Annotated in this window: 14 protein-coding genes; 5 read left to right on the forward strand and 9 right to left on the reverse strand. The window is 49.0% G+C overall.

From position 1 onward, the window contains the following. Window positions 1-7: 7 nt before the first annotated feature. Window positions 8-448, reverse strand: a complete 441-nt coding sequence (locus IEY24_RS30660; protein ID WP_188939114.1) for a DUF8785 domain-containing protein — start codon at window positions 446-448, stop codon at window positions 8-10. 63 nt (window positions 449-511) lie between these two features. After that, window positions 512-1756 carry an ABC transporter permease gene (locus IEY24_RS30665; RefSeq protein ID WP_188939115.1) on the reverse strand — a complete coding sequence of 415 codons (1245 nt, stop codon included), beginning with the start codon at window positions 1754-1756 and terminating at the stop codon, window positions 512-514. 124 nt (window positions 1757-1880) lie between these two features. Here IEY24_RS30665 and ggt point away from each other — a divergent pair, with 124 nt between their 5' ends. Next, a complete protein-coding gene (gene ggt, locus IEY24_RS30670; protein ID WP_188939116.1) occupies window positions 1881-3647 on the forward strand; it encodes a gamma-glutamyltransferase in 1767 nt (588 codons plus the stop codon). 14 nt (window positions 3648-3661) lie between these two features. Here ggt and IEY24_RS30675 read toward each other — a convergent pair whose 3' ends face one another. Then, window positions 3662-4168, reverse strand: coding sequence for a cupin domain-containing protein (locus IEY24_RS30675; RefSeq protein WP_188939117.1), 507 nt, complete (start codon window positions 4166-4168; stop codon window positions 3662-3664). A gap of 135 nt (window positions 4169-4303) precedes the next feature. On the opposite strand from IEY24_RS30675, the gene nudK reads away from it, so the two are divergent. Further along, the gene (nudK, locus tag IEY24_RS30680; protein ID WP_188939118.1) at window positions 4304-4891 is read left to right on the forward strand and encodes a GDP-mannose pyrophosphatase NudK; all 588 of its coding nucleotides are present in this window, start codon (window positions 4304-4306) and stop codon (window positions 4889-4891) included. A gap of 55 nt (window positions 4892-4946) precedes the next feature. Here nudK and IEY24_RS30685 read toward each other — a convergent pair whose 3' ends face one another. From IEY24_RS30685 to IEY24_RS30695, 3 genes are all read right to left on the reverse strand, one after another. Further along, entirely contained in the window at window positions 4947-5276 is a 330-nt protein-coding gene (locus tag IEY24_RS30685; protein ID WP_188939119.1) for a YtxH domain-containing protein, read from the reverse strand. A 161-nt stretch (window positions 5277-5437) separates the two neighbouring features. Then, the gene (locus tag IEY24_RS30690) at window positions 5438-6169 is read right to left on the reverse strand and encodes an SIMPL domain-containing protein (RefSeq protein WP_188939120.1); all 732 of its coding nucleotides are present in this window, start codon (window positions 6167-6169) and stop codon (window positions 5438-5440) included. A 224-nt stretch (window positions 6170-6393) separates the two neighbouring features. Then, window positions 6394-6828, reverse strand: a complete 435-nt coding sequence (locus tag IEY24_RS30695) for a MarR family winged helix-turn-helix transcriptional regulator (RefSeq protein ID WP_188939121.1) — start codon at window positions 6826-6828, stop codon at window positions 6394-6396. Between the two features lie 177 nt (window positions 6829-7005). On the opposite strand from IEY24_RS30695, the gene IEY24_RS30700 reads away from it, so the two are divergent. From IEY24_RS30700 to IEY24_RS30710, 3 genes are read left to right on the forward strand one after another with little or no spacing between them, the layout of a single operon-like run. Next, window positions 7006-7914, forward strand: coding sequence for a glycosyltransferase family 2 protein (locus IEY24_RS30700; RefSeq protein ID WP_188939122.1), 909 nt, complete (start codon window positions 7006-7008; stop codon window positions 7912-7914). A gap of 23 nt (window positions 7915-7937) precedes the next feature. Further along, a complete protein-coding gene (locus IEY24_RS30705; protein WP_188939123.1) occupies window positions 7938-8471 on the forward strand; it encodes a dTDP-4-dehydrorhamnose 3,5-epimerase family protein in 534 nt (177 codons plus the stop codon). 24 nt (window positions 8472-8495) lie between these two features. Next, on the forward strand, window positions 8496-9941 hold the full coding sequence (locus tag IEY24_RS30710; protein ID WP_188939124.1) for a lipopolysaccharide biosynthesis protein: 1446 nt from the start codon (window positions 8496-8498) through the stop codon (window positions 9939-9941). Between the two features lie 51 nt (window positions 9942-9992). On the opposite strand, the gene IEY24_RS30715 is transcribed toward IEY24_RS30710, so the two are convergent. The 3 genes from IEY24_RS30715 to rpsU form a co-directional block, all read right to left on the reverse strand. Then, window positions 9993-12575 (reverse strand): phosphoenolpyruvate carboxylase, encoded by a 2583-nt coding sequence (locus IEY24_RS30715; protein ID WP_188939125.1) that lies wholly within the window; start codon window positions 12573-12575, stop codon window positions 9993-9995. A 66-nt stretch (window positions 12576-12641) separates the two neighbouring features. Then, the gene (locus tag IEY24_RS30720; protein WP_188939126.1) at window positions 12642-13514 is read right to left on the reverse strand and encodes a phage lytic cycle repressor MrpR family protein; all 873 of its coding nucleotides are present in this window, start codon (window positions 13512-13514) and stop codon (window positions 12642-12644) included. Between the two features lie 107 nt (window positions 13515-13621). Further along, window positions 13622-13816, reverse strand: coding sequence for a 30S ribosomal protein S21 (rpsU, locus tag IEY24_RS30725; RefSeq protein ID WP_090154901.1), 195 nt, complete (start codon window positions 13814-13816; stop codon window positions 13622-13624). Window positions 13817-13888 lie beyond the last annotated feature (72 nt).

The following is a 13888-nucleotide window of genomic DNA, read 5'->3' on the forward strand; positions in this document are numbered from 1 at the left end:
GCTTTGGCTATAATGCCTTGGTCGTATCGATTTCCGTTGGGGCAGGCACCGTAGAAGGTGGTGGCGTCACAGGACGGCTCGGGCCGAGTACTTCCACGTCGGTGACAAAAAACTTGGTGTCACCATTCCATGGCAGTTTGAAAAACTTCTCTTCGTAAGTCAATGAGACCCGGTGACCATTTTTGATCGCCTCTTCCAGTTTTGAAATAGCATCCTTGTTCTTGCCGCTTACCGAGAACACCCATTGCGATGAGTTCATCGTGCCGTCACCTTCGAACAGGCCGCCCATTCTCAGCTCGCCTTCGTATGTTTTGAACAAATAACCACGGTTACTCAGCCTTGTCACATATCCGCCGCGCTTTCCTTCACTGTAATATCCAAAGGTGATATAATATAAAATCCCAAATACGATTGCCAGAAATACGGCGAAAATGACCCACTTACGCATAATATTCGATCAGTGATGGTGATAGAAGCGAACTTCGCAAAACGGTTTGATTTTTCCTAGTGATTATTTTGCTCGGATGGCGATCACCGGATCCATGCGTGCGGCGAGCATTGCGGGAACGATCCCCGAAAGCACACCTATGATGCTCGACACGCCTAACCCAAGTATCACATTGCGCGGCAGCAGCAGGATTTCGAGCGACCCGAGTTTCAGGAACGAAAGCAGGTACACCAGGAATATCCCCACAAGCCCTCCTACAAGGCTCAGCATCACTGCTTCGAAGAGAAACTGGAACAATATCGAATAGTTCTTGGCGCCCAGCGATTTCTGAATACCGATCAGGTTTGTTCTTTCCTTGACCGATACGAACATGATATTGGCAATTCCAAAACCACCTACCAGAATGGAAAAGCTCCCGATTACCCAGCCCGCGATCGTCAATACCGCGAACAATCCGGAAATCGCGACGGCTGCCGCTTCGGGCCGGTTTAATGAGAAATTATTGCCATCGCGAGGTTTGATACCCCGCTTGGTCCGCATTAGCCCCACGATTTCCGCTTCCACTTCCTTCATACCCACATCATCGGGAAAGCCCTTCACTACAATGTCTGCGCTTCGCCGGCCGGATTGAAACAGTTTGGAGAATGAGGAGAACGGGATCAGGCAAATTTTATCAGGGCTACCGCCAAAGTCAACAAGGCTCTCTCCCTTTTTCTCCCTCACGCCGATAATTGTGAACTTGTGGCCCGCCAGCTTGAATGGCTTTCCGACAGGATCCTGACCGGGAAATAGCGATTCTGCGATATCCGCACCGACAATCGCCACATTTCGGGCGTTGTTGGTTTCAAGCGGAATGAAGTAACGGCCGTTCTGGACGGGAATGTCGGAAATAAGGTTGTATTCAAACGACACGCCCTGAATCTGGGCGTTGATGCTATTGGAGCCATTTTTGAGCGTCGTGCTACCCCTGAAATCCATGACAGCCACGGCACTGGCACTTTCCAGGTTTTCGTAGAGGTATTTATATTCGGAGTACGTCGGTTCCGGCCATTGAAAGTATTTCCACCATTGATACTCGCCACCGAAGCCCCACGGCCATTTTTGTACATAAATCACTTTATCGCCGATGAAGCTCAGGCTGTCGCGGATGCTTTTTTCCAGCGAATCGACAATGGTAAACACGGCAACGATCGCGAATATGCCCACCGTGACGCCGAGAAGCGATAGGATAGTGCGGGTAACATTGGTTTTGAGCGCTCCCCAGGCGAAGCGGAAACTCTCCCAGACCTGTCGTAAAAACTTCATCATGACGTTACGGACAATTTGAATTCAAAAGTTAACGCATCGCCCCAATGCATCGAAATAAATTGGTATAAAAGGTAAGAAAAAGGGTTCGATTTAATAAATTACAACATTAACCTGACACTCCTATATGAAATTACGCTTCGCGCTCATGCTGCTGGCCGGCACGCTATCCGGCGTTTCCTACGCTCAGAAACCAGTACAGGAATCTACCGGCTTCTATCAGTTCCTTTCCGACGATCCTAATCAGAAACCTTTTTTCAGTGACCGCAAAGGCGTCGTCGCACAAAACGGGATGGTCGCTTCGGCCCATCCCGAGGCTTCGAAAGTGGGGGTGGATATTCTCAAGGCAGGCGGAAATGCAGTGGACGCCGCGGTGGCCGTGCAATTTGCGCTGGCTGTGGTTCATCCTTCGGCAGGCAATATCGGCGGCGGCGGATTTTTGGTTTTACGAGATAAAGATGGCAAAAGTTACAGCATCGATTTCCGCGAAAAAGCACCCGGAAAGGGCCACGCCGATATGTATCTTGACAAAGACGGCAATATTGTTCCCAATTCGAGTACACTGGGCCGTCTGGCGTCGGGCGTGCCGGGGTCTGTGGATGGTATGGCCCAGGCGCATGCCAGGTATGGTAAACTAAGCTGGAAGCAGGTATTGCAGCCAGCCATCGACATTGCTGCAAATGGGGTGATACTGACGGAACGGGAGGCACGCAGCCTCAACTCAATCAAAAAGGATTTATTGGCCATAAATCCAGGCTCGTTGTATTTCTTGAACCCGACGGGCAAGGATTGGGCGGCGGGCGATCTCCTCGTGCAGAAGGACCTGTCCAAAGTATTGAAGCGTGTTCAGAAGAAAGGTCGGGAGGGCTTCTATGCCGGCAGAGTGGCCAAAAAGCTCGTAAAGGATATTAACAGGAACGGAGAAGGCATTATCAGCAAACATGACCTCGCCGATTACCATGCACAGTGGCGCGAAACCATTACCGAAGGATATAAAGGCTATAAGGTGATCACGATGGCACCGCCATCCAGCGGGGGCGTAGCATTGCTGCAACTTATGCGCCTCACCGAGCAGCACCCGCTGCGCAAATGGGGCTGGCACAGCGATTCGACTATTCAGGTGATGATCGAGGCCGAGCGCCGCGTGTACGCCGACCGCGCCAAGTTCCTGGGCGATCCCGATTTCGTGAAAGTGCCAGTGAACGATCTCATCAGCCAAGCTTACCTGCAAAAACGTTGGAGCGATTTCTCTTGGGACAAAGCGACAGACAGCAAAAATATTCACGGCGGCACGCTGCCGGGCTACGAGAGCCTGGAAACCACACACTTTTCGGTAGTAGACAAAGAAGGCAATGCAGTATCGGTCACAACTACCTTGAACGGTGGCTACGGCAGCCGCGTCGTAGTGAAAGGCGGGGGCTTTTTTATGAACAATGAAATGGACGATTTCAGTATTAAAGCAGGCGCACCAAATATGTACGGGCTGATCGGCAATAAAGCCAATGCGATCGCACCGGGCAAGCGAATGCTCTCTTCCATGACGCCGACCATCATCGAAAAAGACGGAAAACTGCTGATGGTAGTGGGTACGCCGGGCGGTTCTACCATCATTACATCGGTTTATCAAACCATTCTAAACGTCCTGGAACACGGTATGACCATGCAGCAGGCCGTGAACGCATTGAAATTCCACCACCAGTGGCTGCCCGACAAAACTACTTTCGAGGCCAATGCATTCTCGGCCGAGGCCATTAAGAAGTTGCAGGACAAGGGCTATATCCTCGAACAGCAACGCAACTCTATCGGCCGGATGGATTGCATCCTGGTGCTCCCCGACGGCTCCCTCGAAGGCGGCTCCGACCCACGCGGGGACGATACGAGCGCAGGATATTAACGCGCGCCGGGTTGTCAGCAACGGGTAAGTTCGGCGATCAGCCCGGCGTGTTGGGGATAAGCCTGGGATAATGCCTCCCGCCCGGCCATTTCGAAGTCGGCAAAATCGAAACCGGGCGCCACGGTGCAGCCCACGAGCGCGTACGCGCTCCCGCTCGCGGGGCGTGAGCCGAACCACGCACCGGCCGGTACCACGGCCTGGAATGTTTCTCCATTGTCGGGATTGCTACCTAGCCTGATTGTGTTCAGCTCGCCTGTTTTTTCATCTATTACAAACACTTCCAACGCTTCCCCGGCATAGAAATGCCACATTTCATCAGCCTGAATGCGGTGGAATGCGGAGAAGTTGTGCGATTCTAGTAAAAAGTAAATGCCGGTGGAAAATGCCCTGTCGCCCCCGAAACGCGTGGGTAATGCGTGGTGCGGAATACTTTCGGATGCGCGGTAGGTTTCGGCATAATAGCCGCCTTCCGGGTGAGGCAGAAGGTTATACTTTTCAATCCAGTAAGATGCAGGTTTCATGGAACGTAGGTTGAGATAACAACCGCAAAGTAATCCGGATCACTAAATATTCGCCATTGGCTCATTCTTTTTTGCTCGCAGAAAAGTTTTGATTAATTTTGATCATTATTAATCACAAATAATCAAATTTAATCAATGACAAATCCTCGCGTCAACATGGCATCGGAAGAAGTCCTTTCGAATAACTGGTACACGCTTCGCAAATACACATTCGACTACCAACGCGCCGACGGCTCCTGGGAGCGCCAGGCGCGTGAAGCGTACGACCGCGGGAATGGCGCGGTGATTTTGCTTTATAATAAGGAAAAACAGACCGTTGTGCTGACAAGGCAGTTTCGCCTGCCTACTTATACCAACGGGAATGACACCGGCATGATGATCGAAGCCTGCGCAGGCCTTCTCGACAAAGACAATCCCGAAGCATGCATTAAACGTGAAACGGAGGAGGAAACCGGTTACAAAGTAAGCTCGGTGAAGAAAATATTCGAAGCATACATGTCGCCCGGCTCGGTGACTGAAATCCTTTACTTTTTTGTAGCAGCCTATTCCGACGATATGAAAGTCAGTAACGGCGGGGGCTGCGCCACGGAGCAGGAGAACATTGAGGTAATTGAAATCCCCTTCACAAAAGCGATTCAAATGGTCGCCAGCGGCGAAATCAACGACGCCAAGACCATCATGCTCATCCAGTATGCCCAGATCAACGGTTTACTAGGGCAATAAAAATGCCGGAGAGCACTTCGTACAAGCATTCTCCGGCACCCCATGTGATCTGTTATCAGGAAATAGGGTCGGGCGTTGGCGTAATATCCGTTTCCGTGGACGCAGCGTCCTTTGTGCCCTTGAATTTTTCAAACAAATCCTTAAAAAAGGTCTCCGCATCCGGAAAGTTGCCCTTCAGAGTTTCCGCCCCTTTGGTTTTTAGTTCCTCGAAATACTCAGGAGCTTTATCGATGGCCCCTTCGGCTTCGGCTTTCAGGTTGTTAGCCTTTGTTTTAAGGTCTTCCAGAAGCTTCTCTCCCTCCTCGGTCTGAAGGTATTTGTGTGCTGCCACTCCCGCGGCGGCTCCCAAAATAAATGTGGCCAGGTGTTTTGCGTTAATGCTCATGATTTCCAGTTACTTAGTTTGAGATTGAATATTCAATTTAAGGAAACTAATAGTTCCAACAAAAGAACGGACTGACAAATCCGGATGCATTACACAGAAAAAATTGTGCCCGGCAAACTATTTACCGGGCACCTGAGAGGGAAGTTTATGCGTGAAACGGCCTATTTGATCTCAAATGCAGCCTGCATCCGGTAACTGATCTTGATTTTCTGATACTGTACATCGCTGTCCTGAACGGTATCCGCAGCCTCTGCTGCAAATGCACGCACATTGGCTTTGGCGAATACCGGCTGAGGAAAATAAAGGTTTTCCTCCAGCTCTTTGATTTCGAGCACTTTGCCCAACTTCTGATCCAAAGCGGCTACCAGGTACTCTGCCTTCACCTTGGCAGCTTTCAACGCATCGATCTTCACCTGCTTTTTGAATTCTTCACGCTTCGAATGGTCGACGCGCGCTACATTGGCATACTGCACACCACGGCTTTCCACCTTCGACAAAATGCCGTCCAGTTTTTCGGCGCTCGAAACTTTCAATTCATACTGTTTCGCTTCCAGGAAAGTTGCAGGCTTTTTCTTTTTGTCCACATAGTTCTGGTAACCGCCCACCCCACTGATCGACAATGCCTCTTTTGGCAAGCCGGCATCGGCCACCGCCTTGATCAGCTGCTTTTCGAGGGTAGAGATATTGACTTTGTCCTTCTGGTTCTTCTCGTCCTGGAAATACTCGCGGAGCGAGATGTTGAAATAAATTTCATCGGGAACAACCTCCATTTCTGCGAAACCCGCCACTTCTATATTCGGTACCTGATATTGCAGCTCAGATTTGATTTGGGAAAATGCGGGGGTAACAAGTGATGAAGTGATGAGAGCGCCGAGCAAAAAAAACTTTTTCATGGCCTTAATGATGGATAAAATGAAACTGATTTAACCGAACAGCCCTTTCAAACCTGCTGGTTGCGGAACCGTTCTAAGGTTTAGATACAAAAACGTGGTGAAAGGTTTAATGGGAAGCTCCCGCAAATGCCCCATCAAGGTCGCACTTCTACACAAAAAAAGTGGAAGAACGACGTAAAAAGCTGTCATTCTTCCACTTAATGGAGAGGTAAAATTCCGTCAAATCAGGTAAAATTTTGGTAAATAGAATCCATGATCCGCACGAAATGCTGGTAATCGGCGTCGCTGAGACTTCCCCACCCTTTGCGGCGGATGTCGGCCACGATCGGGAACGCCTGGTTGTAGATCGCCTCCCCGCTTTTGGTGAGAAACAGATTGAATTTCCTGCGGTCGCCCGCAGCTGGCCCGCGCTCAACCAGGCCTTTCTTTTCCAGCAAATCGATAATCCTCGTCACGGTCGGAGGGTCTTTGAAGGTCATTTCCGCCAGCTCGTTCTGGCTGATGCCCTGCTTTCTGAAAATATGGTCAATAAGCACCCATTGGTCGACCGTAAGGTCAAAACCCGCCTCAGTCAGCTGCTTTTGCAATGCATTGCGAATCTTTTTGATAGTCGTATCTATCTTAAAAAAGTAGGCACGATGATCCGACTGATGTGTCATGATGTGGAAGTAAAACAGGTTTGGAATGATTGAGTATTATCAAATATAAGCCTACGCAACAATTCGTCTACTAATAATTGTGAGGAAAAGTTTGGTGATTTTATATTTCCGCCAAAGGATGCCTTACGGAGACTAAAGGCTATGAGTAAGATGAGATATGTACTTACTTTCCCCTTCATGAGCAGCCCTGTTATCTCGATCGTTACAGCAACCTACAATCGGAGCAATATCCTTGGTTTCACGATCCGGTCTGTATTGAACCAAACTTTTCAGGAATGGGAGTTGATCGTTGTCGGGGACTGCTGTACGGATGATACGGAATCGGTGGTAAATGGTTTTCAGGATTCCAGAATAACCTTTATCAACCTGAAAGAGAACTTCGGTGAGCAGTCGGGCCCCAACAATGTAGGCCTGAAACAAGCAAAGGGTGATTTTATCGCCTTTCTGAACCATGATGACCTATGGTTTCCTGATCATCTTGCTTATTCTCTCAATTTCTTGCAATCGTCAGGCGCAGACCTGGCCCTGGCGGCCGGGTTCATAGATCACGGAGAAGAGAAAAGTTATTTTTACCTGAGTGGCGTAGTTTCAAAAAAGTACGGTTACCATCCGTCACGCATCTTTGTGCCTGCGAGCAATTGGCTTTTCAAGCGAAGCCTGATCCAGGACGTCGGTTTTTGGCGACCGGCCAGGGAGCTGCACCTCGTGCCATCGCATGATTGGCTCAAACGTGCTTTCGAGGCCGGCAAGAGGATTGAGCCAACCAGGCATTTTACGGTAATTGCCCTGCCTTCCAGTTCGCGAAAGAACTCTTATAAGGACCGCATGTCCCAGGACAGCCAGCGGTGCTTTGAGCAATTACGCGACAATCCGCATTTTAGAGAGCAATTGGCGGTCAAATACTTATATAATTGCTTCGAAGAAAGCTATTATGATGAAAAAACGTATTACTGGCGATTTTTTACGAAAAAGATCAAAACTGCCTTCATCAAATTGGGCTTGAATACCATAGAATTCTACATGAAAAGAAACTATCGAAAAGGCGGTCTGGTGGCAAGCTATCGCCAAAAAAGAGGACTCAACTAACTCAAACTAACCTTCCCCGAACAATGTTACAAGCCGAAAAATGGAGTATCGACAGCGCGATCAAAGACGCTAAAAGTATTACCGCGCAATGGAACCCCTCTAACCTGGACCTGATTGACGGCGTCAAAGTGAAAGAGGTTAAAAATGTGATCAAAAACAATGGCTTCCTGACGGAAATCTACCGGCAGGACTGGGAGCTCGACAACCTAACGGTAGATCAGATTTTCCAGGTTTCGTTGCTTCCCGGCGGTATCTCGGCGTGGCATGCGCACGAAGTTACTACCGATCGCATTTTTGTAAATACAGGTCTGATTAAAGTCGTTTTGTACGACGCCCGCCCGGAATCCCCTACTTACGGGCAAATCAACGAATTCCGTTGCGGGGCGTTCAGGCCTATGCTCATCATCGTTCCTCCACGAATATGGCATGGCGTGCAAAACTTTACGAACGAACATGCCGCATTATTGAATATCGTCGATCGGGCATATCAATACGACGATCCGGATCACTGGCGAATACCCGTTAACTCTCCCGAAATCCCCTATACATTCTCCTGATCCACATCCGAAACAGGCGCTCCATTGGAAAACATCAACCCCGATTCGTTTGAACGGTCCGTCTTTTCGGGCATCAGGTGGAATCTGATTATTTCCTCTGGCGGACAATTAAGCAGCATTGGCTTTAATTTACTGCTAAGCCGTATGCTCGGACCCGGCGATTTCGGGTTGCTGGCCGCGGCGATGGCATTTACGGGCCTGATTGAGACCTTTGGCACACTGGGGAGCACTTCTGCGCTCACCCAGCGTGCCGTCGTTACCGACCGCTTCTATTCGGCGGTACTCGTCGTGACATCCCTGCTTGCGATATTAATGATGCTCGCTATTGGCTTTTCATCGTCATTTCTCGCTGCGTTTTATAACAAGCCCCAATTACAGGACGTGTTCCTGCTGCTGATGTGGTCCATCCCTTTTCAGGCGATCGAGGCATTCCCGCTCTCTGAATTACAAAGGCGCCTGGCCTTCGATAAGATTGCATTCACCAATATCCTGAGTATTGTCGTTTCCGGAGTAGTGGCTGTATGGCTGGCATACAACGGACATGGCTGGATAGCGTTGGGGGCAAGACTCCTCCTCGTGCAAAGCGTCCGAACGCTTACATTATGCGCTTATGCATGGCCGAAGTTTAGGTTTCGTCCGGCGCTCTCCGAAATAAAGGAACTCCTGCATTTTGGGGTTCCTCAATCGCTATCACAGTTTTTGTTGGTCTTCGGTAGGAAAATTGACGACATCCTCATTGGGAAATGGATGGGAATCAACGCATTGGGAATATATAGTCTGGCTTACAGCCTCTACGTCTGGCCTGTCTCGAATATCAAGGGCAGGATTTCCCAGGTTATTTTTGCCGCGTTTTCCAAAATCCAGAGGGACAGAACGGCGATGGGCAGCTTTTATCTGAAAACGGTATCGCTCGCGACATTGATTGGTTTTCCCATGATTGTCGGTTTTTCAGTGGTATGCGATCTTGCGGTTCCCATTTTATTGGGTGATAAATGGATACAAGCAATTCCTATATTGAGAATTCTGGGTTTTGCATCGCTATTTGAGATTTGTGTTTTCCCGGGAGCCATCTATCAGGCGATCGGCCAAACCAAATCATATCTGAAAATCATCTTACTCACCCGAATGATCGCCGCCTCGGGTATCCTGTTTGCATTGGTTGCGGGATATGGAATCGATGGGGTCGCCGCAAGTATTGTCGCTACGAGTCTGGTGAGCTTTCTTGTCTACAATCATTTTGTGAAGAAAATCATTTCGGTAGGACACTTTGCGCTCATCCGGATCATTCTAAAAAACAGCATTCCCAGCGTCGCAATGCTCGCTCTGATCTTAATGGTGCGGTACTTCCTAAACGGCCGTCTCGCCCCATTGCCGGAGCTTACATTGTCAGTACTCGCCGGCGCAGGGGCATACTTTCTGCTAATGAAAAGATATCACCCCGAGATTTTAACCTCCAAGGGCATTTCATGAAAAATGCCGGCAAGATCTCTCCTGCCGGCACCTTCTTACAAAAATTTACTGCTAAGCCGAGTTCCGTGCCGCATTGATAATCCCGAACATCGCCCTAATAATGAGCTGATTATAGGTCTCCACATCAACCGGCAGTTCCTTCGGATCGCCTGCGAGCATTTGCAATGCATATTGCTGGATGGTGATCAACGGCAATACGATGCGCTCGCGGGTTTTAATGGAAACTTTGGTGACGTTGTTGCTATCGAGCAGCTCCTTCTGGCCCGATACATCAAGCAAAAGCTCGCGTGTTAGCAAGAATTCGTTATACATTTTATCCCAGAACTCACGGTAATCCTCATCGTCGCGAAGGTACTTGGTGGCCGGGAAGAATGCTTTGGAGAGCGACTGCATTGAGTTTTCGATCAACGTCCGAAAGAAAAGCGATTTCTGATAAAGCTTTTTGATATCATCGACTTTGTTCTCCTTCGCCAGTTCCTTGATCGCGGTACCGAAACCGTAAAATCCGGGGACATTCTGTTTCATCTGCGCCCATGAACCTACGAACGGGATTGCCCGCAAATCTTCGAATTTCAGGCCTTCGTCGTCGTTGCCGCGTTTGGTCGGACGGCTACCGATGTTGGTTTGTCCGTAAAAACGCAATGGCGTCTTTTTGTCGAGGTACTTGACAAACATCGGGTGGTTTTTCAAGTCCAGATAGGAATTGTAGGCAATTTCAGCCATTTCCTCGATCAGATCTTTGTCTGCATCCGTCAGTTCATCTTCGCGGTGACCTTTGAAAAGGTGGTTTTCAAGGCCGGCGGTGAACAGCCTTTCCAGGTTATACATGGCCGTCGTAACGGTGCCATAATTGGAACTGATGGTCTGTCCCTGAACCGTAAGCTGGATTTCCTTATCCTCGATATCCTTGCCCAGTGATGAATAAAAGTTGTGGTTGTTGCCGCCCCCACGTGCCGGAGGTCCCCCGCGGCCGTCGAAGAATGTGACTTTAATGCCAAATTCACGCGAAACCTTGGTCAGCTCTTCCTTCGCGCGGTAGATCGACCAGTTGGCTCGCAGATAGCCGCCGTCTTTGGTTCCATCCGAAAAGCCCACCATGATCGTCTGGTGATTCTCGCGGTTGCTCAGGTGGTTGCGGTAGTAATCGTTTTCATATAGCGAGCGCATAATGTCCGGTGCATTGGCCAGGTCATCTACCGTTTCAAAAAGCGGTACCACGTCGAGCGCCAGCTTGCCCTGTTCGTCTGCAATCAGGTTTTTGGCCAACGCTACCACCTGCATTACATTCAGTGCGGAAGTATTGTTGCTGATTACATACCGGTGCGCGCCTTTTTCACCATTCTTCTCCTGGATCGTCTTGATCGCCCGGATCGAACCAAGGATGTCCTTAGTAAGCTCATCCTCATAGTCTTCATCCCGAAGCGGTATATTCAGGGAAAGCAGCAGGTCGATCTTCTTCGCCTCATCCCAACTCTCGTAATCGCTGTATTTCAGCAGCGGAATCTTCCTTTCCAGTCTTTTCAGAATATCCTCCCAGGCCTTGCCATGCTTGCGGCTATCCTGACGGACGTCGAGGCTTGCGAAGAAAAAACCGAATAGATTGAGTTTTAAAATAAAGTTATCGAGCAACTCCACGAACAATCCCTGATGCTTGTTCACCAGCACTTCGCGCGCTTTGAGCAACTCGTCGATCAGCTCCTGCGCATTTTCGTATCCTTCTTCAAACGGCCCGAAAATGGTGCTGTTCATCTTTTTCTCCGCCAGCGAAACCGCTTCGTCAACTCCTTTAAACGTCAGGCGGCGTTTTAATTGGCGGATATCCCGGTAGTAGCCACGCAACAGCGTCTCGCGCAGGCGGTCGGCGACTTTGAGTGTGATTTCGGGGTTCACAAACGGGTTCCCGTCGCGGTCCCCGCCCGGCCAGAAGCCCAGACGGAACACATTCGGGTAAGGCCAGTCGTGAACGCTCATTCCCAAGCCATTAATGAGTTTTTCAAGAATGGACGGAATGGCATCATAATATACATTTTCGAGGAACCAGCACAGGCTCACCGCCTCATCGAAGGGTGTGGGTTTTTCATGGTTAATGAAAGCCGTTTTCCCGAGCTGCAACAGCAACTGGTTTACCTCTGTAAAGTCGTTTGCCTTGATTGCATCTTCCAGATCGTTGATAATGCCCAACACTTTGCCGGAATAAAACTGGGTCGGGTGGGCAGTCAGCACGATGCGCACGCTGAAATCTTCCAGCTTTGCGAGCAATTTCTTTTTCAGTTCGTCATTTTCCAGCCGTTCGGTCAGGTAGGTCACCGAGCCTTTGCCGGTCAGGTCGTGCGTTTCGTCAAAAGCAGCATCTTCCACCGAGTCGAAAAGCACCACCTGGCGTTCGATATATTGGATGAATGCAAAAAGCAAGTCCGCGCGTTCCTTGGGAGTAGCTGTTTCCAGGAGCTCTGAAAAAAAATGCTCGATGATTTCTTTGGGAGATTTGCCTTCCTGAAAGCCTACCTCGCTTTGCTGGGTCAGTATCGGAAGCAGAGAGCCAGTTTGGAAGATACCGCGATACGGTAAACTCAGAAACAGGCTATTAAAAATATTATACTTCGTTACAACTGCGTCCTGGAAACTATTATTCATAATGGAGTGACGAAATTATATTTTGAAATTTGCACTGAAGGCAAATATAACCTTAAAAAATGGGTTTCAGGCTTTGGGGTGCGCCTGTTGATGCGTTTTTTTAAGCTTTTCGATGGAGTTATGGGTGTAAATTTGCGTAGCGGCCAGGTTGGCGTGTCCCAGTAATTCCTTGATCGCATTCAGATCGGCGCCGCGGTTGAGCAAATGCGTGGCATAGGTGTGCCGGAGCACGTGCGGGCTCTTTTGCGACAGCGTCGTAACGGCGGAAAGGTATTGCTTCACTTTCCGCTGTACAAAAACCGGGTAAATAGCTTTATTTGAATCAGTCAACAGCAGAATGTCAGTATTTTCCTCCGGCGCACGCTGTTCTGAATATTTTTGAAGCAATTGTGCCAAAGAGGTGGAAACAGGCACGATCCGCTCTTTCGACCGTTTCCCGAAAACACGGATCGTGCGGGCGGGCAAGTTAAGGTCTTTTAATTCCAACTCCACGAGCTCCGAAAGCCGGATACCGCTGCCATACAGCAGTTCCATAATTACCCTGTCGCGCAGCCCTTCGAAATCGTCCGAAAATGTGCCTTCTTCAAAAAGCATTTCCATGGATTTCTCTTCTACAAATGCGGGCAGTTTTTTGCGGGTTTTCAAAGCCGACAGGATTTTCGTCGGATCACTGTCAATGTGCTTTTTCTTCCTTAAATAACCAAAGAACGTCCGGAGCGTCGCAATTTTCCGGTTAATCGACGATGGGTTGAGTCCTTCTTCCATCATACTCACTACCCACGACCGGAGCATCGGCGCTTTGGCTGTTTCGGGCTCGGCGCAATCGTATTGGAAAAGAAGGTATTTCTGAAACTGTTCGAGATCAGTCTGATACGATTTGATCGTATGCGCACTCGAGCGCTTTTCGAATTGGAGGAATTCCAAAAATGGCGTTATCATACTCCGAACATACGAAAAGGAGCCATCTTATTCAAGATAGCTCCTTTTCGTATGATGTGGATACAATAATCCTATAGAAGTCTTTCAGAGAACCATTCCACCAGGAACTAGTCTTCTAAATGACCGTATGTTTTCTCTTTGTAAACTGCACGCAAAACTTCGAAACGACGCTTTACAGATGGCTTTTCAAAAGCTGTACGCGCACGAAGCTGGCGCATTGTACCAGTTCTTTCAAATTTCTTCTTGTAACGCTTAAGAGCGCGGTCAATCGATTCGTTGTCTTTGATGTTAATAATAAGCATGCTTATAATTTCTAATGTTCTTTGAATTGGTTTCTGAAATCGGACTGCAAAGAAAAACTATATCCGACAGAA

The organism is Dyadobacter endophyticus (assembly GCF_014641595.1).
GTDB classification, from domain to species: Bacteria; Bacteroidota; Bacteroidia; order Cytophagales; family Spirosomataceae; genus Dyadobacter; species Dyadobacter endophyticus.